The organism is Sellimonas intestinalis (assembly GCF_001280875.1).
GTDB lineage: Bacteria > Bacillota > Clostridia > Lachnospirales > Lachnospiraceae > Sellimonas > Sellimonas intestinalis.
Genome location: NZ_LGAJ01000007.1, coordinates 319,917 through 345,556, shown reverse-complemented (window position 1 = coordinate 345,556; position 25,640 = coordinate 319,917). Strand labels below are relative to the sequence as shown.

Here is a 25,640-nt window from a genome sequence, read left to right as displayed (position 1 = left end):
GCTGTCAACCGCCCGGTCAAGGGGACGGCCGACAGCAGTGTCTCCGTTTCCAGGACGGGAAAGAGGCAGTATCATCCTATGACGACATAGGCCCTGCTCTCCCCTGCCTTTTCTTTCTCCACGAGGATTTTCTTATCAATGCGGTCTTTCAACTCCGCCACATGAGAGATGATACCTACCAGTTTGTTGCCCTCGCTGATAGACGCAAGAGCCCGGACCGCCTTCTCAAGCGCCTCGTCATCCAGAGTTCCGAACCCCTCGTCCACAAACATCGCTTCCATACGGATGCCTCCGGACATGGCCTGAATCTCATCGGAAAGTCCGAGCGCCAGAGATAAAGATGCCTGGAAAGACTCCCCTCCCGACAGGGTATGGATGCTTCGTTTTGTCCCGTTATAGTGATCAATGACGTCCATCTCAAGCCCGCTCTGACTGCGGCGATTGTCTGCCGTCTGCCTGCGGACAAGCTCATACTGCCCGTCGGTCATAACGAGAAGTCTTCGATTCGCCCGGACAAGAATCCGGTCAAAGTACGCCATCTGCACATACGTCTCCAGCATGACCTTTTCCTTTCCGCCGAGTGTCCCATTGACCGTATCGGAAAGAGAGCCCGCAATCCGGTATTGCCGCTCGGCTTCTTCCTGCTGCCGGATCGCCTCCCTCATGTTCCTATATGCCGTCTGATCCGCACTCAAGGCTGGGATCAGCCGCTCCTTTTTCATCATCAGATTCTGCTTCTGCTGCATGGATGCCTGTCTGTTCCTCGTAAGCTCCTCTTTTTCCAACCGCAGGCTTTCCTCTGACGCCTCCCTTTTCTTCTGCTGCCCCGTCCAGATCCGAATAGACGCTTCGCAGGCGGAAATGTCATTTTCCACACTCTGGCACGCTGCCTTTGCCTCCTCAAGCGCCGTCTCTTTCTCCTGCTTTTCTTTCTCCATCCTGACGATGACTTCTTTTGCTTCCCGGAAGGAGCCATAAGTAAGAGTCGCCTGGATCTCCCGGAGACGCTTTTCTTCCGCCTCAAGCCCTGCTCCAAGGGTAGCCGCCTGACGCTCCAGTCCAAGAATCCTCTGTGCACGCTCCTGAGCCTGGTCTTCCAGCTCTTTTCTTCGCTTCTCCAGTCTCTGCTTCTGCTCCTTTTTCACTTGGAGCTCGTTCTCACGGCGCAACAGTTCCTTTTGCTTTTCTTCTAAGAGACACCCTTCCTCTTTCATCCGATGGTAGGCTTCCCCCAAGGATTCCGGCTCCTCCCCCGGCCAGAGAATCGCTGCCTTTTCTTTCAGACTTGCGGCCGCCGCCTGGGCTCTTCCCTGGATCTCGCCCGCCCTCCGGCTCTTTACCTTCTCTTCTTCCTGCACCATGGCAAGCGCTTTCTCTTTCTCTTTCAACGCCTGTTCATCCGGGATCTCATCCGGCTTTTTTGCTTTCTCCGGGTGGTGCAGGGAACCACATACCGGACATGGCTTTCCTTCCTTTAGCGTCTCCGCCAGGATACCTGCCTGCCCGTCCAGAAAAGCCCGTTGCAAGGCCGTGTACTCCTCCTGCATGGCAAGACTTTTCTCACGGATCTTCCTATACTCTGCCTGGGCGTCTTTCTGCTGCTTTTCTGCTTCCTGATACTGTCTTAAGCTTTGTAAAAACGCACGCAGATTTTCATGCCGGTTTTCTGTCTCCTGCCGCTGCCTTAACAGCGATGCTCTTGCCTCTTCCTGATCCGGAATCGCAAGAATCTCCTCCCGGCACTGTTCCAGTTCCTTTCGTTCCTGCTCCTGTGCCTTTCTGGCCTCTTCCAGATAGGAAAGAAGCTTTTCCTCTTTCTGCTTATCCTGGCTCCACTTTGCCCGCCTGTTCTCCGCTTCCTGATAGCCGGCAAGCTGCATAGATTCTCTGGTGATCCGCTCCTGAAGCTTTTCATTACCCGCACACTGTTCCTTTGCTCTTTCCCGTCTTTCCACACACTTGCCCTGCTCCTGCTTTAATCTTTCGAGCTTCTCCTGCTGCGTTTTTTCCTCCTGCTTAGCGCCAAGCTCCTGCTCCGTCTCCCGCACCCGGTCACTATACTGCTGTACATCCTCTTCTGCCTTTTGGATCTGCGCGTCCAGCCTCTTCGTTTCTTCTTCCAGTGTTCCGATGAGATTGGAAAGCATTTCCAGCCACTCTCCCTTATCCGGGCGTTTCCGGCTTTCTTCCCATGCTGCCCAAAGTTCCTCTTCTCCCTTCGGAACGGTCACGCCGTCTGCATATTGCTGTATACTCTGTTCCAGCGTCTCATACGATTTTCGAAATCCTGCGGCTTTCTCCTTCATCTTTTCCTGAAATACCTGGTATGGAGCCGTATGAAACAGCATCCGGAAAATCCGACTTTTCTCCTCCGTCTGGGAAAAGAGCATCTTCTGAAATTCTCCCTGCGCCAGCATGGCAATCTGGGTGAACTGCTCCCTTTTTAGTCCCAGGATCTCTTCGCATGTTTCCGTCACATTCCGTGATCCTGTGACCACCTTACCATCCGGCAAAATGAGCTCAGCGTCCGCTTTCTGGGTGATCCACCCTTCACCCCGGCGCTTAGGTCTTTGATATTCCGGATTCCGGCGGACCCTGTAACTTAGATTCCCCACGGAGAAGGTAAGTTCCACATAGGTTTCCTCCCCGTCCTTCGCGTACTTACTCTGCATCATGTCCGCCTTCCGGTGGCAGCCGCTTGGCTCCCCGTAAAGCGCAAATGTAATCGCGTCAAAAATCGTCGTCTTCCCCGCGCCGGTGTCCCCGGATATCACATAGAGTCCCTGCTTTCCCAGCCTGGAAAACGGGATCTCCTGCCGGGTGGCATACGGCCCAAACGCGGACAAAATCAGCTTTTCCGGTCTCATCATTCACCCTCCCATACTTCTTCCATAATCTCTTTTGTCAGCTTCTTCTGCTCTTCGGAAAGCTCAGTTCCGTTTACAAGCAGGTAGAAATCTTCCACCACTTCTTCCGGCCGTTTCCTTTCCACCGCCTCAATCTCATCATACCGTGACTCGGTACGGATTCTCGCATTGTCATAACTTAACTTCATCAAGTTCGGATAAATCATTCTCAACTTTCCCAGAGCGTCCATTACGTCCTCCTCATCTGTGAGAATGATATGGAAATAGGAGTTTACATCCTGTGTCTCATAGAATGGACGGCTCGTAAGCTGTAAGTAGGTCCCCTTTAATTCCTTCATATCCCGCAATGGCCGGAGCTCCACCGTGTGGATCTCCACGTCGCCTTTTTCCCGCATCTCTACGATAGTCACGGATTTCCGGTCATGGACCTCAGAGAAGGAATACTTCAGCGGCGTTCCGCAGTAGCGGATCGTCTCTCTCCCTACAGACTGCGGCCTGTGGAGATGCCCCAGCGCCACATAATCAAATCTCTCCAGAACGGAGACATCCACCTGGTCGAGTCCCCCGATGGAAATCTCCTCCGACTCGCACTGGACCGCCCCCGCCACAAACTGATGGGCAACCAGAATGTTGCGGACGTCCGGATCAATCTCCATTCCTTCCAGCACTGCCCGTACCGCATCCGTATAGGTACTGATCTCTTTTTCCGAGTATACCATGCGGACCTCGGCAGGCTTTAAAAACGGCATCAGCCAGATATTTAACTCCCCATATTCATCCTTCCAGCGGATCTTTTTGCAGAGCTCTTCACCCGCCATATACACGCCGCTTTTTTCAAAGAGCGCCGCCCCAAAAGCAAGGCGTTCCCTGGAATCATGGTTTCCGCTTATGAAAAAGACCGGAACATTCCGGTCCGCAAACTGATCCAGCAGGTCGTCCAGAATCCTCACCGCACCGGATGGGGGAACCGGTCTGTCATACACATCGCCCGCAATCAAAACTCCCTGCACTTCTTCTTCCTTCGCGATTCTGAGGATCTCATCCAGGATGTAGGCCTGATCATCCAGCATGGAATACTCATTGACCCGTTTCCCCAGGTGGAGATCCGAAATATGCATCAGTCTCATTTCCTTTGCCCTCCTCTAATACTCAATCCCTTCCCTTGCCGGAATCCCTTGTTCAAATGGATGGCGTACCGCCTTGATCTCGGAAATGTAGTCCGCCATCTCAAGGACACGCCCGTCCGGATCCCGTCCGGTCAAAATGATTTCCGGCCGCTCTCCTTCCTTTCCAAGAAACGAAAGCACCCGCTCATTTGGAATCAGCCCATAGCGGAATGTGGAGGTGAATTCATCCATTACGAGCACGTCAAACTCCCCTGCCTGTTCCTCGATGCTCTCCCAGACCCTTGTGTATGCTCTTTTCAGCTCTTCTTTCTGATCCTTTGTCATCGTCCAGTAAAATCCGGGCACTTTCGGCATCCGAAGCTGACATATGGAGGAAATCTGTTCCAAAACGGCAATTTCTCCGGAGTCATCGTTTTTCAAAAAGCGGACAAACAGGATCTTCTTCCCCCGCCCTGCTGCCCGGATCATCAATCCTAACGCCGCGCTTGTCTTTCCTTTCCCATCCCCGCAGTATACGTGAATCATTCCTCTTTGTCCCATAACCACTTTCCTTTCTCTAACCACAGTCTCTTCTCCCGTTTCCAGAAATATGGAATTCCGAACACAGACTCAATCACAATATCCGAACAGCCGGCAAGATACCGGTCTACCTGACCAGCCACTTTCAAATAATCATTCATCTCTACACTATATGTTCCGTTTCGGAACATTTCATTGCTTACAACAACCAGGTGCTCCGCATGCTCTCTCAAGTGTCCGATGCCCCGGATGATCGTCTCTTTCGTCTCTTTCGGATCCCGCATGGCAAAATTCTCACCACCATACAGCTCGTTGGCAATCAGATTTGACATACATTCCAGAATAATCAGCCGCTCCTTCTCCTTAAATGTCAGTCTTTCAAGCCCGAATGGTCGTTCTACCGTCTCAAAATACATTCCGGCCCGCTGCCTTTGGTGGCGTTCCATCCGTTTTCTGCTCTCCTCATCACAGACAATCATCGTAGCTATATAGAGCTTTCGTCTGCCGCAAAGCGCCTGGGAAATCTCCTCCGCCATCCTGGATTTTCCACTTCCGCTGCCCCCGGTTACTGTAACGACCATTGACGAACCCTCTCAATGACTTCCTCAAAGCTTTCGCCCTCTTCCTCCGGCCGCTCTACCACCACAAGAGTCGTGCCTGTCTTCACCGCCGCTCTTACTTTCTCCTCAAACCCTCCGGCATTTCCGGATTCTTTCGTAATCAAAAAGTCCGCCTGTACATGATGAAGCAGTGCTGTATTCATCTCCTCGGAATAGGGACCCTGCATGGCAATGAGATGATCTCCCTCAAATCCAAGCTTCACGCTCTCCTCCACAGCTTCCTTAGTCGACAGGACTCTCGCGTAACAACGGTCTTGATAGTCCCGGATCTTTGTGTACGTTGAAAGCTCCTTGCTTCCCGTTGTAATCAGGATTTTGCCCTCCGTCTTATCAAGGAACCGTACTCCCTCCTCCACGGAAGAAACGTAGCAGATTCCCTCATCTTTCTCCGATGGATTTCGTAAAAGCCTCAGATAAGAGATTCCTGCTTCCCGGCAGGCTGTCCGGATATTTTTTGTCACTTCCCGGGCAAACGGGTGGGTCGCGTCCACTACGAGATCAATCGCCTGCTTCTCCATATAGCGCTTCATCTCAACCTCTTTCATCCGGCCCGCAATAATATTAAGGTTCCCTGCCTGCACTTCCCCGTGCTTTGTACTCACGGTCCGCTCTTTTTCCGGCTCCTTTAACAGGCACTCTTTTCCATACTCTGTCGCCACACTGACAAACACCTCCACCTGGAAATGCTTGATCTTTTCCATCAATTCTCTGCCCTCGGTCGTTCCCGCAAAGATTAAAATATGTTTCATCAGTCTTCCCCCTTTCCGCTGCCGTCCCGGCCGCCGCCTTTTTTCCCCGGTCTTACATCCCATGTAAGCCGCGCTTCCATCTGCACGACCGCCAGTGTCATATCCTCAAAAGTTTCTTTTCTATGGATCAGGCTGCCGCCACCCCCTGCAAGAAGGGCCGCCCTCTCGCAGACGTTATCCGTGCCTGTTGTTTTCTTTACAAAATCAGAAGCAGATACCTCTTCTTCTACCATATTCAGTTCTTCGGCCGTGTAAGTCAGAAACGGAAGTCCATGTTTCTTTACAAAGGCAAGGATTCCTTCCTCATCTGCCTTTCTGTCAATACTTGCAAGTGCAAAGATCTGTGAAATCCGCCATCCGTAAATTCTAAAAACCTGACAGATAACCTCCTCGATCTTTTCCTTTCCGACTCCTCTTCTGCATCCGATCCCGACACTGCAGATCCTTGGATACAGATATAAGATATGGTCTCTCTTTTCTTCCGGCTCCCTTGTCAGAACCGCAATACCAGGACTCTTCTGTCCGGTTCCCTCTAAAAGCTGCTGATAGCTTGTCTTGATGTCCAGTTCCTCCGGCGCTTCCCCGTCCACCGGAAGATCCGAATAAAAGCCTACAGTCTCTCCCTGTAAGATCCGGGCGGAAATCTCTTTTGCAAGTACTCTGCCGGTAAGCTTGATCCTGTTTGCCCTGGCAAAGAGATCTACCGCAAACTTTCCTTTCCGGTCTGTCGCCGTCGTCACAACAAGCCTTGCGCCGCTGCATTTGGCAATCCTGCCGCCAAGCTCCATGCCCCCTCCCAGATGGCCGGAAAGCAGCGGGATCAAAAAACATCCGTCCTCATCCATCACAAGAACCGGCGAGTCGGTAAGCTTATCCTTTACAAATGGGGCGATGCTACGTACCGCAATGCCTGCGGCTCCGATAAAGAGATAGGCGTCTTTTCCCCATCCATCACGAACCCAGTCCCGGATTTTTTCAACTTTCAGGAGGGCTTCTCCTCCCGGCGCCGTCCCCGCACGGTATCCGGCCCAGGGAAGGCCCTCACCTGCAATGAGGGGTTTCAGTCTCTCATTTTCGGCGTGTCCTGCCTTAGTGAAACTGATCACCCGGACAATTCCTCCTTTATTTTCCCATACTGATCTCAAATCCGCTCACCCCAAAGTCTTCCGCCAGAGCTTCCATGCCTTCTCCGATTTCCTCCCTCGTGTATCGGTGCTCCTCCAGAAAATCTTCATCCAGATGTGCAAGATACAGATAAAAGCAAAGCGCCATCTCAAACATGTTCAAATCTCCGGTATCCAGTTCATCCAGAAGGATGTTTTCCGCCTCGTTGATCTCTCCGTCATCCACAAGAGCCAGCAGTTTCCTGTAAAGTGCGTCCGCCCGGTTGTCCATGGCCTCGTATTCCGGAAGCTCATAGTGTGCCTCATCCTTTCCAAGAATCAGCCTTGCCAGAAACCGCCCCTGATCCTCCAGTCTTCTCAGTACAAAATCCTGTTTCAATCCCATAATCTTCGACTCCTCTTCTTCCATCCTTGCTCCACGAACCGTGACTAGTGCATCATACGGCCGATCGTTCCGGCCGCAGCGGCCGCAATGACAAGCAGGCATCCAAGAACGAAGCAGCCCGCTGATACTCCGATCAGAATATAAAGATGCTTCTTCCGGCGGCCTCCAAAGAGTTTTCCTTCGTATCCTTTTCTTCCCATATGAATCAGATAATTTCCCGCATACAACAGTAGAAGGGCAACTCCGGTCCCGGCAACATAAATTCCAAGCGCCGCCAGAGAATACACCTGACCGCCCGCAGACGTCTGTGTATAGGTCGCTGCCTCATCTGTACTGTAAACCCACTCAGTTACCCACTGTAAGCCAAAGAGCAGTACGAGCGGCAACAGATTGTTGACCGCATGGAAAAGCATATTGTAAACCATATTTCCGGTCTCCGCCAACAGATATGCCATCGCGATCCCAAGAATCGCTGTCGGCAGAAAACGCCAAATACTCCCGTGAAATGCCCCGAAGATACATCCCGTCAGCACAATGACAATCCACTTGTTTCCGATCGGCCAGAAGCTGTTAAATACCACGCCCCGGAAGACCGCCTCCTCACAGATGGCCGGCGTTACCGATACGATCAGAATCGAGACGAGAGCCGGAACGCTGAAAAACGCGTAGGACAGCCCCTCGCTCGTCCCCAGAACCTGCTGTGGGAAAAAGTATGTCATCACCATCGTCAGAATCATGGCAATCCCCATCGTTCCCATCCAGAACAAGAACGTGCCAAACAGTCCGGGAAATGTCGGCTTGTGGACCGGGAATACATATTTCAGATTTCCACGAAATAATACGGTACATCCCACCGCGATGCCGAGCATCAAAAGCTCACTGAAGAATGTCCCGTAAAGCCCCATCCTGCTGCTAAGAGCCGGCCCGACCGCAAAGACGCAGACCGCGGTCAGAAGCAGTACAATCACACCATGGTACGGTTTTAATGGTTTTGTTTGTCTGTTCATCGTTACCCCTTCTTTCCAAATTTCAAAACGGGGGAGGATACTCCCCCGTCCTTATCCCATGCAAACTCCCTCCTGCGCTTTTCTTTATCTGCCGCAGATCTCACAGCCCAGACTGCATCCGGTCGGTGTTCCGGCACATCCGCCCATGGCTGTCTCCCTCAATTCAAACGGAAGGCTCTTTCCTACATGGTACATCGACTCTGCCATCTCGTCAAATGGAATCACGCTCTTCACACCACTTAGCGCAAGCTCCGCACAGGTCAGTGCATTCGCCACACCAATAGCATTCCTGCTCTGACATGGTGCTTCTACCAGTCCGGCAATCGGATCGCACACCATGCCAAGAAGATTTGCCATGGCGATAGACGCCGCGTCCAAACACATCTGTGGAGTGCCTCCCATCATTTCCACGACCGCACTCGCCGCCATCGCGGACGCCGCTCCTACCTCTGCCTGACAGCCTGCCTCCGCGCCGGAGACGGAAGCATTTCTCATCAGAATATATCCGACTGCCGAAGCATTCAGCACGCCTTTCAAGAGCATCTCATCATCCACCTGCTTCGTGTCCCTTATGGAAAGCAAGACCCCCGGAAGGACTCCTGCTGATCCCGCTGTCGGTGCCGCCACAATCAGTCCCATGGACGCATTGACTTCCAGTACTGCCATGCTGTAGGAAATCGCTCTCGAGAGTGGAGTCCCACAGACAGAGGAGGCCGTTCCCTCATGGTCTGCCACCAGCTTTGCCTCTCCTCCTATCAGCCCTCCCATGGACTTTTTCGGTTGCCGGATCGGCTCCTCCACTGCCTCTTTCATAATACGCAGTACTTCATAAAGCTTCTCCCTGATCTCTTTTTCCGGCATCTTGCCGCAGGTGATCTCTCTTTGTTTCATCACTTCCGATATCGGAAGCTTTTCTTTTTCACACACTTCCAGAAGTGTCTGTCCTGAAATAAAATCCATATTTGCCCCTCCTACATCTGTACAAGCATCAGATCCTGTACATGTTCATTCTTCTGAATTTCCGCCAGAATTTCTTCCGGTATCTGCTCGTCCGACTCCACCACTGTAAAGGCAGTGGCGCCCTTATCCTCACGGAATAGCCGCATAAACGCGATATTGACTTCCTCTTTGCTCAGACACTGGGTAATATGCGCCACCACACCCGGCTTGTCAATCTGTCTGACGATCAATGTGCTGTATTCACCTGTGAACTCCACATCGATTCCGTTGATCCGGACAATCTTGATCTTGCCGCCCCCGATGGACTCACCTCTGACAGACAGACGATATCCGTTCACTCCCGTAATGTCCATATCCGCCGTATTCGGATGATCTGTCTTCGTTTCTTCATCGATGACAAATTCATACTCTACTCCCATCTTTTCGGCCCATTCAAAGGCATCTCGGATCCTGGCGTCATCCGTATGAAAGCCAAGGATCCCCCCCAGAAGCGCCCGGTCGGTCCCATGTCCATGGTAAGTCTTGGAAAACGATCCGTACAGTGTAAAGACAACCTTTCTTACCGGCTCCGGACACATCTTACATGCCAGAAGCGCCATGGAACATGCTCCCGCCGTATGTGAACTGGACGGCCCGATCATATTCGGACCGATAACATCAAAAATACTCAAAAATTTCATACCTTCATCCTCCGGTTCCTTTCTTTGCTTTTCTTAATATAACATATTTCTATCATCCCCAAAAGGGATTTCACAAAATATTCAACGGTCTGGTATTTCTTCATAATTTCTTAACTTTCCATGAAAAATCTTCAAAATATCCTAAGAGCGGCTTTCACTGTTTTTCCGTTTTATGCTTTACAATAGAATCAGAAACAGGAAAGGAAAGAGGGGCGAAAAAGTTATGTTACATAAATATATACTGGCGAAACATTTTTATACGGCAGAAAAGACGGAGTTGATTGAACAGAGTATGAACCATTATTCATTCTCTTCCTACATCCTGTTTTTCTTTACATTTTCTTTTGCAGGGTGGCTGTGGGAAGTCTTTCTGCATGTATATTTAGATCATGCTCTTGTAAACCGCGGCGTCCTCTACGGCCCGTGGCTTCCCATCTACGGGTTCGGCGGCGTGTTGATTCTCTTTTTGCTCCGTCGTTTTGCCAAAAAGCCGCATCATGTTTTTCTGATGACAATGCTGATTGCCGGAACGATAGAATTTGTGACCGGAACAATCCTTTGGGAAGTCTATCAGATGCGCTGGTGGGACTATCGGGATTCCCTGATTCATCTAAAAGGGTTTGTCTGTCTGAAGGGTCTCCTCCTCTTTGGCACGGGTGGGCTTCTGATCCTTTATCTGGCTGCTCCGAAATTAAACCGCTGGTACCAGAAACTTCCAGGAGGATTTAAGACTGTGCTCTGTGTCAGTCTGGTCTGCTTCTTTCTGACAGATGTGATCCTTTCTCTCATCCATCCAAACACCGGATTCGGAGTGACGATTCCAAGGCTATCATAAGACGATCCATACAAAAACGTAACCGCTTCATCCTGCAGTTTCTTTGCTGAAGACGAAGCGGTTCTTTTTATTTATGATTCTTAGCGGGCACAGTCGGCCTCGATTTTCTCAAAATCTCCATTGTTAATGAAGTACGCACGGTACCACATCAGGAATGTATAGACAACCCAGATCTGAATCGAATGAGTCACCTTTCCTTCTTTGTGCTCTTCCAAAAGGGCGAGAATCTTCTTCTGGTTGAAAAACTTGGCGGCGGTCTCGCCTTCAAACTCTTTCTTGATCATCTGATAGTACTGATCTTCCCTCATCCAGTTCGGAAGCGGACTTGGAAACATGAGCTTCTTACGCTCGGCGCTCTTCTTGCTGAACTTCCGGTCTGCCAAAGCTCGAAACGCAAGCTTGGTGTTGGCATCGTTTACCTTACACTTGGCCGGAATCGTGCGGGCTGTCTGAAACACCTCGATATCCATGAACGGAACACGAAGTTCCAGGGAATTCGCCATGGACATCTTGTCTGCTTTCAGAAGAATCTCCTGTCGCAGCCACATATTGAAATCCAGGTACTGCATCTTGGACACGTCATCCAGATCCGGAACCTTGTCATAAAACTCTTTCGCGATATCCAGAGGATTTCTGCTCTTATATTTCTTCTTGAGGAAGGAATCTCTCTCCTCGTACTTGAAGACATTGCTGTTTCCGATGTAACGCTCCTCCACGTCCTTACTGCCACGGATCAGGAAGCCTTTCCCTTTGAATTTTGGAAGTGGGGACACGGCTTTTGCCACTGCTTTTCTAAACCACTTCGGAAGCTTTTGATAATTGCCAAGAGAAATATTCTCGTGGTAAATGTTGTACCCGCCGAACATCTCATCAGCGCCTTCCCCGGATAGGGCAACTTTGAAGTCCTCGGCACAGCGGTTCGCGATATAGTACAGAAGATTCGCGCTTGGGTTCGCCAGCGGTTCGTCCATGTAGTACTGAATCTTCTCCGCGTCATGGAAATACTCGTCGGCAGACACTTTCCGCCCAATATTGCGGATGCCAAGCTCGTCCGCAAGCTCTTTGGCGTGCGGCGCCTCGCTGTACTTCTGCTCCACAAAGTCAATCGTAAAAGTCGTCAGATCTACCTTGTCTTTCAGCTCATATGCCACATAGCTGGAATCCACGCCGCTTGAAAGGAAAGAGCAGACTGGTACGTCGGCGATGATGTGTTTGTCTACAGAATCCTCCAGCACACCGTCCAGCTTGTCCGCCACACTCTCGATGGTTTGATTCTCATTGATATCAAAGGTCGGCTCCCAGTAGGTGCTTACTGTCAGCCTTCCCTCCTCGTATGTGAAGTAATGTCCCGGCAGAAGCTTGTACACATTCCGGAAAAACGTCTCCGCTCCCGGAATACATCCGAATGTCATAAAGTCCGGCAGCTTCTCCTCAAAAAGCTCCTTCTGGAAATCCGGGTGAGCCAGAAACGACTTGATCTCCGATCCAAAGAGGAACGTTCCGTCCTTGTGATAATAGTAAAACGGCTTGATTCCGAAATGGTCTCTGGCTCCGAAAAGCGTCTTCTTCGTCCGGTCAAAGATGACAAAAGCGAACATCCCTCTCAGGCGTCCGAGCAGCCCTTCCTTTCCCCACTCCTCATAACCGTGGAGCAGGATCTCGGAATCAGTATGCGTTGTAAATACATGTCCTGCCTCGACCAGCTCTTTCCGAATATCCTGAAAATTGTAAAGCTCGCCGTTAAAAATCAGCACCAGATTCTTGTCCTCATTGAACATCGGCTGAGATCCGCCTTCCAGATCGATAATGCTCAGACGTACAAACCCCAGTCCGACCTTTCCTTCTACGAAAGCATCTTGTGAGTCCGGTCCTCTGTGCCGAATCTTATCCGTCATTTTCCGTATTACGGAAGTGTCGTACTCTCTCTCTCCCGCATAACCTGCAAATCCGCACATACATTTTCTCCTTTATATGAATTGTTTCCTAACTTGATATCAACATGCTAACTTCATTATTTTAGCGAATTTTCCCCGGGATTGCAAGTGATTTGTGCCATCACCTGTCCGATCGGCTCCCGTATCACAAGATCTGCCTGCACGCTGCGTCCGGTTTCCGCCTTGTTGATGAGTACCAGATACTTTCCACGGAAATAGTCGATGAACCCTGCGGCCGGGTAAACGACAAGTGAGGTGCCGCCGATGATCAGCATATCCGCTCCGGCGATCGCCTCCACAGAATTCTGGATGATCCGTGTGTCAAGTCCTTCTTCATAGAGCACGACGTCCGGTTTGATCACCCCGCCGCAGCCGCAACTCGGAATCCCCTCGCTGTCCCGGATATACTCTGCGTCATAAAATTTCCCGCACCTCATACAGTAGTTCCGGCGGATACTGCCATGGAGCTCGTACACGGTCTTACTGCCCGCCTTCTGGTGCAGGCCGTCAATATTCTGGGTGACAACTGCTGTAAGCTTTCCCGCCGCCTCAAGCTTGGCAAGCTTTCGATGTGCCGGATTGGGCTCGGCATCCAGACAAAGCATCCGCTCTTTATAAAACCGGTAAAATTCCTCCGGATGTCTCAGAAAAAAGGTGTGGCTGATGATCGTTTCCGGCGGAACATCATATTTCAGATGATATAAACCGTCCTCACTGCGGAAATCCGGGATATTGCTCTCCGTAGAAACCCCGGCCCCTCCAAAGAATACAATATTGCTGCTTTTGTCGATCATCTCCTGAAGCTTTCTGATCTCTTCCATCTCATTTTCTCCTTCCCGTCCGTTTCTTTCTCTTTAGTATAGCACAGTTTCATCATGCTGATAAGATTTCTCCATTTTTGTGAAATCTCTTGTTCCCCTTCCTGTCATCCTGTATACTTGTTCCTATCTGAACATAGAAAGGACTGGTATGTATGAATGAGAGTGTATCTAAAAAAGCTTGGAACATTCTTACTATTTTGGCCGGCAACGCCATCTATGCCCTTGGAGTTGCCGTCTTTATTCTTCCAAACGATCTGATCACCGGGGGAACGACAGGTCTTGGAATCGCGTTTGAACATTATTTTGATATTCCGATTTCCGCTTTTGTCTTTTGCTTCAATGCCGTCATGTTCCTTCTTGGGGCCGTCGTTCTGGGAAAGATGTTCGCTCTGACCACGCTCATCAGCAGTTTCTTCTACCCGATCATCCTAGGTGTATTTGAAAATATCCCGCAGCTTGGCCAGATTACAAACGACCGGATGCTCGCCACAATCTCCGGCGGACTGATGATAGGATTTGCCATCGGCATCGTCATCCGGGCCGGCGCCTCTACCGGAGGTATGGATATTCCTCCACTGGTCCTGAACAAGAAATTCGGTCTTCCAGTGTCCGTGATGCTCTATGTATTTGACTTTACGATCCTGATACTCCAGATGCTCTTCTCCGACAAAGAGCAGATCATCTACGGTATTCTGCTCGTCCTGATCTACACCGTTGTCCTTGACAAGGTGCTTCTGACCGGACACGCCCAGACCCAGGTCAAAATCGTCAGCAAAAAGCATAAAGAGATCAACCAAATGATCGTCCAGAAGCTCGACCGTGGCTCCACCTTGCTTTACGGAGAGACCGGATATCTCCATGTGGATCAGCCTGTGATTATGACCGTCATCTCCAACCGGGAACTTTCCAAGCTGAACCAGGAAGTAAATAAGATCGATCCGGAAGCCTTTATGATTATTTCCCGTGTCAATGAAGTCAAAGGCCATGGATTTTCCAGTAATAAAATCTACCGAAACAGAAAGGCTTCTGCCTGATGTTTCGCAAACAGCCGCAAAACAGCTCTAAAAAGCTGCCTGCGGCTGTTTTTTGTTTCAAAATGAAACTGTATCAATCTTCTTCCCTGTAAGATTTAAAAAAGGCAGAAAGGCTGTCCAGTGTTTTTACGAGTACCGGAATTTCTTCTTCCTGAAGGGCAGAAACGACCGCATCCGTCATTTTCCGGTGGAAATCCGCATGGTGTTGGTATGCCCTCTCCCCTTTTTTTGTCAGACGAATATTGACAACCCGCCTGTCCTCGGCGCTCCGTTCCCGAACCACATATTTTTTGTTGACAAGACTGTTCATAGATGTCGTAAGAGATCCGACTGTAATTTTCAGTTTCTTTGCGATGGCCGTCATATTGTTGCCTTTTCCAAGTCCCACCGCCTCGATAATATGCATGTCATTGTTCGTAATATCTTTGTACTCATCTGTAATGACTGCCTTTTCTTCCAGTTCCCAGATCTCATTGAACAAATGAACCAGGATTTCATTGATTGCCCTGTATGCGTCCACGCTTTTTCTGCTCCTTTACCTGTCTATCTTTCGTCCTGTCTCTTTTCTTCTCCCATCAGTGATTGGATCACGTCTCCTACCGTCGTAATTTCCTGCTGTCTGTACGCCCCTTCTCCGCAGAAAAGAAGCGCTTCCTCCACCTCGCCTTTTGCCGCTGCCACGAGCCGCTCCGTAATACAATACGGAATCTTCGCCGGCTCACACTTATGGAGACATCCCAGACATTTCTTCGGGGTGAATTTCTCCCCGTCCATAACCCGTTTCATAAACGGGTTTAAAATTGCTCTCCCCGGCATCCCCACCGGACTTTTTACGATAGCGATCTCCTCTTTTGCCGCTTTGATGTATGCTTCCTTATAGCGGATATCCGCGTCGCACTCCTCGGTCGTCACAAACCTGCTTGCCACCTGGATCCCGTCTACACCGAGAGCCATGGCAGTTTCCACTTTCTCCCTCGTGTCGATGCCTCCGGCCAGGACAACCGGAATCTTTTTCCCATATTGTTCCCCGTAACCCTGTACCGTTTTTAAGATTGCCTGTACTTCCGACCGATATGTCTCTTCATCAAAGATCTCAAGCTGCTCTTTGGTAAAGCCGAGATGTCCGCCCGCTTTGGGGCCTTCGATCACAAGAAGATCCGGTATCCTTTTGTACTTTCTGTCCCAGTATTTCAGGATGACTTTCGCCGATTTGTCCGTGGAGACAATCGGAGCGATCTTCACACCCGTTTCCTCTGTCAGACGTGGCAGTTCCGTCGGGAGTCCCGCCCCGCAGATAATGAGGTCACACCCCAGGGACGCCGCATGGCGGACATATTCTTCGTAGTGGTTTAACGCTACCATAATATTGAAGCCGATGACGCCGTCCGGAGAGGTCTTCCTTGCCTTCTTATATTCGCTCTCCATTGCCCGCAAGTTGGCACGGAAGGGATCTTCCTCAAAATCCGGCTCCCTAAATCCGATCTGCGCATTGGAAATGATCCCTGCCGCTCCTTCTTTTGCAACTGCGCCGGCCAGCCTTCCCAAACTGATCCCGACGCCCATACCTCCCTGAATCAGAGGAATTCTGATTTGTTTCTCGCCTAACTGAATCGGCGGCCATTTTGTATTCACTTTCTGTTCCTTTCTTACATCCGACGGAATCTCTGATATCTTTTTTCTACCAGAGCGCTTGTATCCATCTCCATGTACTCGCATATAAATTTCTTCAGATTCTTATCCAGTCTGTCTGTCACTTCATGCAGGTTTGCCGTTGTAAAATCTTCCGGTTCTGCAATGACCTGTTCTACAATCTCCATACTCTTTAAGTGGTTCGCCGTCAGCTTCATCACTCCGGCCGCCTCCTTAGCTCGTTTGCTGTCCTTCCAGAGGATGGAAGCAAAGCCTTCCGGCGACAAAATGGAATAAATGGAATTCTCAAGCATCCAGACTTCGTCGGCTGTCGCCATAGCAAGTGCTCCGCCGCTCCCGCCTTCTCCAATGACAATGGATATTACCGGAGTCTTCAAGCCGGACATCTCATAGATATTTCTCGCGATGGCCTCCCCCTGCCCCCGTTCTTCTGCTTCCAGACCGCAGAACGCCCCCGGCGTATCTACAAAGCAGATCACCGGACGGTGGAATTTCTCCGCCTGCTTCATAAGCCGGAGTGCTTTCCGGTATCCGTCCGGAGACGGCATCCCAAAGTTATGTAAAATATTGTCCTTGGTGGACGTTCCTTTTTCCTGAGCGATGACCGTTACCGGAATTCCATGGAATTTCGCGATCCCGCCCACGATGGCTTTATCGTCTTTAAAATAACGATCTCCATGAAACTCGATGAAATCCGTAAACATCGTGCGGATATAATCACTCCCCACAGGACGCTCTTTCTTTCTGGAAATCTGAACTCTCTCCCAGGAAGTCAGTCCCTTATACGGGGCACGCTTTTCCTCCTCTGTTTCCCGGCAGACTTCCTGCTTCCAGCTTTCCACTCCCGTACCTGTCTGATGCATACTGAGGATAGAAGAAAGAACGTCTTTCATCTCTTCCCTCTCCACAATCCGGTCGATGAATCCATGCTCCAACAGGAACTCGGATTTCTGGAATCCTTCCGGAAGCTTCTGTCCGATGGTCTGCTCGATGACTCGTGGCCCCGCAAATCCGATTAACGCTTTTGGTTCCGCAAGGGTAATATCGCCAAGCATTCCAAAACTTGCCGTCACACCGCCTGTGGTCGGATTCGTCAATACAGAAATATATAAAAGTCCTGCGTCGCTGTGTTTCTTTAACGCTGCTGACGTCTTTGCCATCTGCATCAGAGAGACAATCCCTTCCTGCATTCTTGCTCCCCCGGAGCAGGCAAAGAGAATCACAGGAAGCCGCTCTTTTGTGGCACGCTCCACAGCCCGGGCGATCTTCTCCCCGACTGCCCAGCCCATGCTCGCCATCATAAACCTGCCGTCACACACGCCGATCACAACGTCCTGTCCATCGATCCTTGCTTTCCCTGTCACAACCGCTTCCTTCAGATTGGTCTTTTCCTGAAGTGACTGGATCTTCTCCTCGTAGCCCGGAAAACTGAGCGGATTCCCTGCAATCAGGTCAGCATCCCACTCTTCAAAGCTCCCCTCGTCCGCGATCATCTCCACCCTTCTTCTGGCATGAACCCGGAAATAGTTGTGGCATTTCGGACAGATATAATCGTTGTTCTGAACGTCCTCCGTCACAATGGCTGCCTTGCAGGCATTACACTTTTTCAGCAGTCCTTCTGGAACTTCCGGTTTGCCCTTTTTCTCTGACGTATGGATCGTAATATAATTTTTTCGATCTGTCTTTTTGAACATATTGGATAATTTCATGTTTTTTCACCCCTACAAACGCTCGATAAACTCGATATCGACATTTCCGCTCTGATAATCCGGATGATTAATCAGCTCATACAGATAATCGATGTTCGTGTCGATCCCTTCAATGATGACCTCCCCCAAAGCACTCTTCATCTTATTGATGGCTTCCCGTCTCGTCTTCGCATGGACAATCAGCTTCGCCAACATGGAATCATAATACGGCGGTACTGTATATCCACTGTAAATCGCAGAGTCAATCCGCACTCCTTTTCCACCCGGAAGGTAGATGTCCGTGATCTTCCCTGGTGACGGGCGGAAGTTCTTTGCCGGGTTCTCCGCATTGATCCTGCACTCGATCGCATGTCCGGTCAGCTTTACCTCATCTTGGTGGATTTTTATTTTCTCGCCGGACGCAATGCGGATTTGCTCCTTAATCAAGTCGATTCCCGTCACCCACTCGGTTACAGGATGTTCCACCTGGATTCTTGTATTCATCTCCATAAAATAGAAATTCCCGTTCTTTTCAAGCAAAAACTCGATCGTTCCCGCATTTTCATAATGTGCGGCTTTGGCTGCCTTGACGGCCGCCTCCCCCATCTTGTTTCTCAGTTCATCACCAAGGGCTGCCGACGGGGACTCCTCGATCATCTTCTGATGGTTTCTCTGAATGGAACAGTCTCTCTCCCCCAGGTGGATGACATTTCCATAACGATCCGCCAGAATCTGGAATTCAATGTGTCTCGGGTGCTCTACAAAGTGCTCGATATACATCATATCGTCCCCAAAAGCTGCTTTGGCCTCCTTCTGAGCTGTCGAAAACGCCTGAGCAAACTCCTCCCTGGTCTTCGCCACACGCATTCCTTTTCCGCCGCCGCCAAGAGCTGCCTTTACAATGACAGGATATCCGATCCGGTCCGCTTCTTTTACTCCCGTCTCTTCATCAAATACCGGCTCCGTACTTCCCGGAATGACCGGAACACCGGCAGATATCATTGTATTTCTCGCCTCGGACTTATTACCAAGCTTTTCGATCACTTCTGCCCCAGGCCCGATGAATGTAATGTTGCACTTCTCACAAAGCTCTGCAAATCTGCTGTTCTCGGAGAGAAATCCAAATCCCGGATGAATGGCATCTGCCCCGGTAATCATCGTCGCGCTCAAAATTTTATCCATGCTCAGATAGCTCTCTGCCGATGGTGCGGGACCAATACAGACTGCCTCATCCGCAAGTTGTGTGTGCAGTGCTTCTTTGTCCGCTTCTGAATATACCGCAACCGTTTCGATGCCCATCTCCCGGCACGCACGGATAATCCGTACAGCGATCTCGCCCCTGTTTGCAATCAAAACCTTTTTCATCATATCTGCCTCCGACCTCATTTTTGTCTTTTTCGTGCCTATCCGACCATGAAGGTGAGTTCCGCACTTACAACCACTTTTCCGTCTACACTCGCAATCGCTTCACCGACTCCCAGCGGTCCTTTCTGTTTGATAATCTTTGTCTCCAGTTTCACTTTATCTCCCGGAACAATTTTTCCTTTAAACTTGCACTTGTTAATGCCGCCAAAATACGCGATCCTGCCTTTATTCTCTTCTTTGCTTAAAATCGCTACCGCACCGACCTGAGCCAGTGCCTCGATCGTCAGAACCCCCGGCATCACCGGCTCCTGTGGGAAGTGACCGCGAAAAAAGTCCTCCCGGAAAGTTACACATTTATACCCTGTCGCATACTCACCCGGTTCATAATCCTCGATATAGTCTACCAACAAAAACGGGTGACGGTGCGGTAAAATTTCCTCTATCTCTTTGATTCCCAGATGTTTCATATTGTTTCTCCTCTATTATCTGATGCGGAATAACGGCTGGCCGTACTCTACGCCCTGGGCATTTTCCACCAAAATCTCCTCAACGATTCCGTCGTATTCGCTTTCAATCTCATTCATCAGCTTCATTGCCTCCACAATGGCAAGAACCTGGCCTTTCTTTACAGCATCTCCGACCTGTACATACGGAGCAGCGTCCTCGGACGGAGCTGCATAGAACGTACCTACAAGAGGGGATGCCACAATCTTTCCTTCCTGTGCTTTCTCCTCTTCTGTATCCGGAGCTTCCGCTACCGCGGAAGCCGCCGGAACTGCTGCCATCATCTGTGGGTCAGCAGTTACGACTTTCACACTACTTTCTTTTCCCATCTTGACGCAAAGTGTTTCTGTCTCATATTTGAATTCTGTAAGCTTCGAATCCGAAACTGTTTGAATCAGTGTTAAAAGCTGTTCCAGTTCCATTTTTACATTCTCCTATTCTTCGTATTTTTTAATCAAAAGGGTTGCGTTGTGTCCGCCGAATCCCAGAGAATTGCTCATAGCATACTGTACTTCTTTCTTCACCGGAGCACCGACTGCATAGTTCAGATCACATTCCTCGTCAACATGTTCTGTTCCCATCGTCTGGTGAATGAATCCTTCCTCCACAGATTTTACAATCGTCACAAACTCTACTCCGCCTGCCGCTCCAAGAAGATGCCCGATCATGGACTTGGTGGAATTGACAACAACATCTTTTGCAGCCTCTCCGAGAGCGGACTTGATAGCGATTGTCTCAAAAAGGTCGTTGTGGTGGGTACTCGTTCCATGTGCGTTGATGTAGGTGATCTCTTCCGGTTTTGCTCCTGCCTCATTCATGGCGTCTGTCATCGCGCGAGCCGCTCCGCTTCCATCCTCAATTGGAGAGGTAATGTGGTATGCGTCTCCGGTTGCTCCATATCCTACAACCTCCGCATAGATCTTTGCTCCTCTTGCTTTCGCATGTTCCAGTTCCTCCAGTACCACGATTCCGGCTCCCTCTCCCAGGACAAACCCATTTCTGTCTTTGTCAAATGGAATAGATGCTTTCATCGGATCAGTGGACGTCGTAAGAGCTGTCAGCGCCGTGAATCCTGCTACTCCGGTCGGGCAGATCGCACTCTCCGTACCGCCCGCGAACATCACTTCCGCATCCCCGTACTGGATCGCGCGGAACGCGTCTCCAATACAGTGGGTGCCGGAAGCGCACGCTGTCACGACATTGGTACATTTTCCTCTTGCTCCAAGCTGAATCGAAACATTTCCGGCCGCCATATTGGAGATCATCAGCGGTACCATCAACGGATGAACCCGGTTCGGCCCTTTCTCCACGATCTTCGTGTATTCTCTTTCCACCGTCTGCAGACTTCCGATTCCGGAGCCTACGATAACGCCTACACGAAACGGATCTTCCTGTTCCATGTCGATTCCCGCATCCTTGCTTGCCTCCATAGCCGCCGCGACCGCATACTGGGAAAATGGTTCCATTCTCTTGGCTGCCTTGAAATCCATATAGTTCTTTGGCTCAAAATCCTTGACCTCAGCCGCAATCTTTACTTTATAGTCAGAAGTATCAAATTTGGTGATTTCACCGATCCCTACCTTGCCCGTTTTGATTCCTTCCCAGAATTCCGGTACGCTGTTTCCAATCGGAGTAATAGCTCCCAATCCTGTTACAACTACTCTTCTTTTCATATTTCGTCTCCTTCTTCGCTTTTTACATTCCGCCGTCTACACAGATGACCTGTCCGGTGATATACCGCGCGTCATCCGATGCCAGGAAGGCTGCTGTCTTGGCAATGTCTTCCGGCTGTCCGAATGTACCGAACGGAATCTGCGCTTTCGCTGCTTCTTTTACTTTCTCCGACAATACTTCCGTCATTTCTGTCTCAATAAATCCCGGCGCGATGGCATTGACCGTGATATGACGGGAAGCAAGCTCTTTTGCACATGCCTTTGTAAGCCCGATAATGCCTGCCTTGGATGCCGCATAGTTCGCCTGTCCCGCATTTCCATACACCCCTACGACAGAGGAAAGACTGATGATCCGTCCGCTTCTTTGCTTTAACATCTGTCGGGAAGCAAACCGGATACAGTTGAACGCTCCTTTCAGGTTCGTGTCTACAACAGCATCAAAGTCTTCTTCGCTCATCTTCATCAAAAGTCCGTCCCTTGTGATTCCCGCGTTATTTACCAGGATATCCACCCGTCCGTGGGCGGAAATGATTTCCTGGAACATGTCCTCACAGGACTTAAAATCAGCGACATTACACTGTCTGATCTCAGCCTGATTTCCTTCTGCTTCGATCTGTGCTTTTACTTCCTCCGCTTTTTCCCTGGAGCCGTTGTAGTTGACAATCACAAGCGCTCCCGTTCTTGCAAGCTCCATCGCGATTGCCTTCCCAATGCCTCTTGATGCTCCTGTCACTACTGCTACTTTCTGCTCTGTCATACTCCATACTCCTTATGTATCTCCATATTTCAGATCCTTCCCGGATCTGAGCCTATTTCAGCGCCTCTGCCACTTTGTCCACATCTTCCCATGTACCAATGTTGTACATGGAAACGTCACGGCTGATCTTTCTCATAAATCCTGCCAACGTCTTACCCGGTCCAATCTCAACAAAGGTGTCCACACCTTCCTCGATCATTTTGCGGATGCTCTGCTCCCATCTTACGGAAGAGGATACTTGTTTTCCGAGAAGTTCTTTGATCTCGTCTTCGTTCTCCACATATTCCGCAGTCACGTTTGTTACATACGGAATCTCAAGCTTCCCTATTTCTACATTTTCCAGCTCCTTTAACAGCTCTTCCCCGGCTGGCTTCAGAAGGGGAGAATGGAACGGGCCGCTGACGTTGAGCATCACAAGTCTCTTTGCTCCCGCTGTTTTCAGCTCTTCTGCTGCCTGTTCTACCCCGGCAGTCACTCCGGTGATCACAATCTGTCCCGGACAGTTGTAATTTGCGATGGTCACGCCCTCGATCGGTGCGATCACGTTCTCAATCACCTCCGCTTCCATGCCAAGTACCGCCGCCATAGCTCCCTCGCCTGCCGGTACGGTATTCTGCATGAGGATTCCTCTCTTGCGGACTGTGCGGATCGCGTCTTCTTCTGACATCGCTTTCGCCTCAGCGATCGCGCAGTACTCTCCAAGACTTAATCCTGCTGTCACATCCGGATGGATACCTTTTTCTCTTACCACCTTTGTCATGGCAAGACAGGTCGTCACAAGCGCCGCCTGGGTATATTCTGTCAGATCCAGTTTATCATTTTCTTCAAAACACAGTGCGTTCATATCCAGGCCGAGAATATCAGACGCCTTGTCAAAGACCGCTTTCGCGCTTTTGCTGTTTTCATAAAAATCCTGACCCATACCGGCTTTCTGCGCTCCCTGGCCCGGATAAATAAATGCGATTTTACTCATAGAATCCCGCTCCTTTAATCAGTGCGTCTGTCTCTTTCACAAGCTTCTCGATGAATTCCTTACAGGTAAGGACTTCCTTGAACATGGCCGCACTCTGTCCTGCCATCACACTTCCTGTCACAACGTCTCCGTCTACGACCGCTCTTCTTAAACCGCCAAGCGTCATCTGTTCGAGCTCTTCAAAAGAAGCTCCTTCCTGCTCTTTCTTGATATATTCCTTCGCCATTTGATTTCTCAGCACACGCACCGGATGCCCTGTCGAACGTCCTGTAACACGGGAGTCAATATCTTTTGCTTTGATGATACTGTTTTTATAATTGTCGTGAACCTGGGATTCCGCCGTAACAACAAATCCGGTTCCAAGCTGTACGCCTCTTGCTCCCAGCATGAAAGCTGCCGCGACTCCACGTCCGTCCGCAATTCCGCCGGCGGCAATCACCGGAATATGGACCGCGTCCACCACCTGAGGCACGAGTACCATCGTCGTATTCTCACCGATATGTCCACCGGCTTCGGTGCCTTCTGCCACCAGGGCGTCGGCCCCACAGCGTTCCATTCTCTTTGCCAGAGCCACGCTTGCCACAACAGGAATCACTTTTACGCCCGCTTCTTTCCACATTTTCATATACTTTTCCGGGCTTCCGGCACCTGTTGTTACAACCTTTACTCCTTCTTCCACGATGACCTTCGCTACCTCATCCGCATACGGACTCATCAGCATAATGTTGACACCAAACGGTTTGTCAGTCAGTTCTTTCGCTTTTCTGACCTGGTCTCTTACCCAGTCTGCCGGAGCGCTGGCCGCGCCGATCAGGCCAAGTCCGCCGGCATTCGATACTGCCGCCGCAAGTTTATGTTCAGCCACCCAGGCCATTCCTCCCTGGATGATCGGATATTCAATCCCAAGGATTTCTGTAATTTCTGTCTTCATTCTAAAATCCCTTCCTTCATTTTACAGCAATATATTTCTGCCATCCGCTCTCCCGGCAAAAACAGCGGCAAAACGGATGGCCATGCAGAATACGTCCTGTTTCTTATTATTTGTTCAGATACTCAACAACTTCTCCGATTGTTGTAAGCTTTTCCAGATCTTCTGTCGGGATTTCTTTGCCGTACTCTTCTTCCAGAGCCATAACCATCTCAAAAAGATCCAGGGAATCCGCTCCAAGATCATCCTTGAAAGAAGTCTCCTCTGTCAATGTGTTGATATCTGCTCCAAGATTTTCTGCTACGATTTCTTTTACTTTTTCTAACATGGTAATAATCTCCTTTTACTTTTCTTTTTTATGTTTCTATGTAATCCGGCCCATGCCGGGAATTACCATTTACCATTCGAGGATGGACGCGCCCCATGCAAGACCAGCGCCGAATCCGGCTATGATGATCTTCTGTCCTCTTTTCAGTCTTCCGTCCCGGTTCATTTCATCTAAAAGAATCGGGATACTTGCGGAGGAGGTGTTCCCGTACTCCTGCAGGTTCATCGGAAATCTCTCAATATCTGTCTTCAGCCTTTTTGCGACAGACTCCACAATTCTTTGATTGGCCTGATGCAGAATAAACCAGTCGATGTCATCCGTTGTAAGTAATGCCTTTTCCAGGACTTCCGTCACAACCTGCGGCACGCTTTTCACCGCAAACTGAAATACGCCCCGCCCGTCCATACTGATATAGGTATCTCCAGGAACCTTCCCGGTATTTTGGTATTTCTCCAGGAAACGGTCCGAAAACCGGCTTCTGCAAACAAGGGCCTCCCCTTTTCTACCATCCATATGCGCCGCCGGAGGATACGTCTTTCCTTCGGCCGCACATAAAATGGCGGCGCCGGCGCCGTCTCCAAACAGAATACAGGTGCCCCGGTCCGTCCAGTCTACCATCGTAGAAAGAGCTTCACTTCCGATCAACAGAATCGTTTTATAAAACCCCGCCTCAATATATGCCTGTGCAGTCTGATACGCAAAGACAAATCCGGTACAAGCCGCCTGCATATCGTATCCTGAAGCATGAACCGCCCCGATCGCCTTCTGCACTTCGCAGGCCACGCTCGGAAAGATCACATCCGGGGAAGAGGAAGCGACAAGAATCAGGTCAATCTCTTCCGGGCTGATGCCCGCATTCTCCACCGCCCGCTTTGCCGCTTCAGACGCCATAAAAGACGACGTTTCCTCCCCGGCAATATGGCGGTTTCTGACGCCGGTCCGCTCCCGAATCCACTCGTCGCTGGTCTCTACTATCTCAGAGAGATCGTCATTGCTCAAAATTTTAGGCGGGATATACGACCCCGTCCCACATATTTTTCCTATCATCTGTTTTCTCCAAACCTTTATTTTGAACTTCAAATACTTTGATATTCAAACTATATTGCACTGAT

26 protein-coding genes are annotated in these 25,640 nt (G+C 50.1%); 2 read left to right on the top strand and 24 right to left on the bottom strand.

All coding sequences use genetic code 11. The annotated features are described in order from the left end of the window. Nucleotides 1–71: 71 nt before the first annotated feature. The 10 genes from AOA56_RS09115 to sdaAB all read right to left on the bottom strand — a co-directional run bounded on the left by AOA56_RS09115 (nt 72) and on the right by sdaAB (nt 10,038). Nucleotides 72–2,870 (bottom strand): AAA family ATPase, encoded by a 2,799-nt coding sequence (locus AOA56_RS09115; protein WP_082349923.1) that lies wholly within the window; start codon nt 2,868–2,870, stop codon nt 72–74. Next, nucleotides 2,867–3,994: an exonuclease SbcCD subunit D gene (locus AOA56_RS09110; RefSeq protein ID WP_024733566.1), complete on the bottom strand. Its 1,128-nt coding sequence runs from the start codon at nt 3,992–3,994 to the stop codon at nt 2,867–2,869. Before AOA56_RS09110 ends, AOA56_RS09115 begins: the two co-directional genes overlap by 4 nt. A gap of 15 nt (nt 3,995–4,009) precedes the next feature. Then, nucleotides 4,010–4,534 carry a cob(I)yrinic acid a,c-diamide adenosyltransferase gene (locus tag AOA56_RS09105; RefSeq protein ID WP_024733567.1) on the bottom strand — a complete coding sequence of 175 codons (525 nt, stop codon included), beginning with the start codon at nt 4,532–4,534 and terminating at the stop codon, nt 4,010–4,012. Beyond that, nucleotides 4,516–5,094, bottom strand: a complete 579-nt coding sequence (locus tag AOA56_RS09100; protein ID WP_053769479.1) for a bifunctional adenosylcobinamide kinase/adenosylcobinamide-phosphate guanylyltransferase — start codon at nt 5,092–5,094, stop codon at nt 4,516–4,518. Before AOA56_RS09100 ends, AOA56_RS09105 begins: the two co-directional genes overlap by 19 nt. Continuing rightward, nucleotides 5,079–5,882: a precorrin-6A reductase gene (gene cobK, locus AOA56_RS09095; RefSeq protein ID WP_024733569.1), complete on the bottom strand. Its 804-nt coding sequence runs from the start codon at nt 5,880–5,882 to the stop codon at nt 5,079–5,081. The genes AOA56_RS09100 and cobK overlap by 16 nt, the downstream gene beginning before the upstream one ends. Beyond that, nucleotides 5,882–6,988 carry a cobalt-precorrin 5A hydrolase gene (locus AOA56_RS09090; RefSeq protein WP_024733570.1) on the bottom strand — a complete coding sequence of 369 codons (1,107 nt, stop codon included), beginning with the start codon at nt 6,986–6,988 and terminating at the stop codon, nt 5,882–5,884. The genes cobK and AOA56_RS09090 overlap by 1 nt, the downstream gene beginning before the upstream one ends. Before the next feature lie 16 nt (nt 6,989–7,004). Next, on the bottom strand, nt 7,005–7,391 hold the full coding sequence (locus AOA56_RS09085; RefSeq protein ID WP_024733571.1) for a DUF6483 family protein: 387 nt from the start codon (nt 7,389–7,391) through the stop codon (nt 7,005–7,007). A gap of 44 nt (nt 7,392–7,435) precedes the next feature. Then, entirely contained in the window at nt 7,436–8,398 is a 963-nt protein-coding gene (locus AOA56_RS09080) for a CPBP family intramembrane glutamic endopeptidase (RefSeq protein ID WP_024733572.1), read from the bottom strand. Between the two features lie 84 nt (nt 8,399–8,482). Continuing rightward, the gene (sdaAA, locus tag AOA56_RS09075) at nt 8,483–9,358 is read right to left on the bottom strand and encodes an L-serine ammonia-lyase, iron-sulfur-dependent, subunit alpha (RefSeq protein WP_024733573.1); all 876 of its coding nucleotides are present in this window, start codon (nt 9,356–9,358) and stop codon (nt 8,483–8,485) included. A gap of 11 nt (nt 9,359–9,369) precedes the next feature. Beyond that, the gene (gene sdaAB / locus AOA56_RS09070) at nt 9,370–10,038 is read right to left on the bottom strand and encodes an L-serine ammonia-lyase, iron-sulfur-dependent subunit beta (RefSeq protein WP_024733574.1); all 669 of its coding nucleotides are present in this window, start codon (nt 10,036–10,038) and stop codon (nt 9,370–9,372) included. Between the two features lie 223 nt (nt 10,039–10,261). On the opposite strand from sdaAB, the gene AOA56_RS09065 reads away from it, so the two are divergent. Next, nucleotides 10,262–10,873: a putative ABC transporter permease gene (locus tag AOA56_RS09065; RefSeq protein WP_024733575.1), complete on the top strand. Its 612-nt coding sequence runs from the start codon at nt 10,262–10,264 to the stop codon at nt 10,871–10,873. Nucleotides 10,874–10,953: 80 nt separating this feature from the next. On the opposite strand, the gene asnB is transcribed toward AOA56_RS09065, so the two are convergent. Then, nucleotides 10,954–12,828, bottom strand: a complete 1,875-nt coding sequence (gene asnB, locus AOA56_RS09060) for an asparagine synthase (glutamine-hydrolyzing) (RefSeq protein WP_024733576.1) — start codon at nt 12,826–12,828, stop codon at nt 10,954–10,956. 56 nt (nt 12,829–12,884) lie between these two features. Beyond that, entirely contained in the window at nt 12,885–13,628 is a 744-nt protein-coding gene (locus tag AOA56_RS09055) for an NAD-dependent protein deacylase (protein ID WP_024733577.1), read from the bottom strand. Between the two features lie 152 nt (nt 13,629–13,780). On the opposite strand from AOA56_RS09055, the gene AOA56_RS09050 reads away from it, so the two are divergent. Then, nucleotides 13,781–14,662 (top strand): YitT family protein, encoded by an 882-nt coding sequence (locus AOA56_RS09050; RefSeq protein ID WP_024733578.1) that lies wholly within the window; start codon nt 13,781–13,783, stop codon nt 14,660–14,662. A 73-nt stretch (nt 14,663–14,735) separates the two neighbouring features. On the opposite strand, the gene AOA56_RS09045 is transcribed toward AOA56_RS09050, so the two are convergent. From AOA56_RS09045 to AOA56_RS08990, 12 genes are all read right to left on the bottom strand, one after another. Then, on the bottom strand, nt 14,736–15,182 hold the full coding sequence (locus tag AOA56_RS09045; RefSeq protein WP_024733579.1) for a MarR family winged helix-turn-helix transcriptional regulator: 447 nt from the start codon (nt 15,180–15,182) through the stop codon (nt 14,736–14,738). A 23-nt stretch (nt 15,183–15,205) separates the two neighbouring features. Next, nucleotides 15,206–16,294, bottom strand: a complete 1,089-nt coding sequence (locus AOA56_RS09040; protein ID WP_034594970.1) for an NAD(P)H-dependent flavin oxidoreductase — start codon at nt 16,292–16,294, stop codon at nt 15,206–15,208. Nucleotides 16,295–16,308: 14 nt separating this feature from the next. Further along, complete coding sequence (locus tag AOA56_RS09035) at nt 16,309–18,021, bottom strand: acetyl-CoA carboxylase carboxyl transferase subunit (RefSeq protein WP_051411930.1); 1,713 nt, start codon at nt 18,019–18,021, stop codon at nt 16,309–16,311. A gap of 12 nt (nt 18,022–18,033) precedes the next feature. Continuing rightward, complete coding sequence (locus tag AOA56_RS09030; protein ID WP_024733582.1) at nt 18,034–19,368, bottom strand: acetyl-CoA carboxylase biotin carboxylase subunit; 1,335 nt, start codon at nt 19,366–19,368, stop codon at nt 18,034–18,036. A 35-nt stretch (nt 19,369–19,403) separates the two neighbouring features. Continuing rightward, nucleotides 19,404–19,832, bottom strand: coding sequence for a 3-hydroxyacyl-ACP dehydratase FabZ (gene fabZ / locus AOA56_RS09025; RefSeq protein WP_024733583.1), 429 nt, complete (start codon nt 19,830–19,832; stop codon nt 19,404–19,406). Between the two features lie 15 nt (nt 19,833–19,847). Further along, the gene (gene accB / locus AOA56_RS09020) at nt 19,848–20,291 is read right to left on the bottom strand and encodes an acetyl-CoA carboxylase biotin carboxyl carrier protein (RefSeq protein WP_024733584.1); all 444 of its coding nucleotides are present in this window, start codon (nt 20,289–20,291) and stop codon (nt 19,848–19,850) included. Between the two features lie 12 nt (nt 20,292–20,303). After that, entirely contained in the window at nt 20,304–21,542 is a 1,239-nt protein-coding gene (fabF, locus tag AOA56_RS09015) for a beta-ketoacyl-ACP synthase II (protein ID WP_024733585.1), read from the bottom strand. 22 nt (nt 21,543–21,564) lie between these two features. Continuing rightward, on the bottom strand, nt 21,565–22,299 hold the full coding sequence (gene fabG / locus AOA56_RS09010; protein ID WP_024733586.1) for a 3-oxoacyl-[acyl-carrier-protein] reductase: 735 nt from the start codon (nt 22,297–22,299) through the stop codon (nt 21,565–21,567). Between the two features lie 52 nt (nt 22,300–22,351). After that, on the bottom strand, nt 22,352–23,272 hold the full coding sequence (fabD, locus tag AOA56_RS09005) for an ACP S-malonyltransferase (RefSeq protein ID WP_024733587.1): 921 nt from the start codon (nt 23,270–23,272) through the stop codon (nt 22,352–22,354). Next, complete coding sequence (gene fabK / locus AOA56_RS09000) at nt 23,265–24,203, bottom strand: enoyl-[acyl-carrier-protein] reductase FabK (protein WP_024733588.1); 939 nt, start codon at nt 24,201–24,203, stop codon at nt 23,265–23,267. Before fabK ends, fabD begins: the two co-directional genes overlap by 8 nt. Nucleotides 24,204–24,309: 106 nt before the next feature. Beyond that, nucleotides 24,310–24,528 (bottom strand): acyl carrier protein, encoded by a 219-nt coding sequence (acpP, locus tag AOA56_RS08995; protein ID WP_024733589.1) that lies wholly within the window; start codon nt 24,526–24,528, stop codon nt 24,310–24,312. 69 nt (nt 24,529–24,597) lie between these two features. Continuing rightward, nucleotides 24,598–25,575 carry a beta-ketoacyl-ACP synthase III gene (locus AOA56_RS08990; protein ID WP_053769478.1) on the bottom strand — a complete coding sequence of 326 codons (978 nt, stop codon included), beginning with the start codon at nt 25,573–25,575 and terminating at the stop codon, nt 24,598–24,600. Between the last annotated feature and the right edge of the window lie 65 nt (nt 25,576–25,640).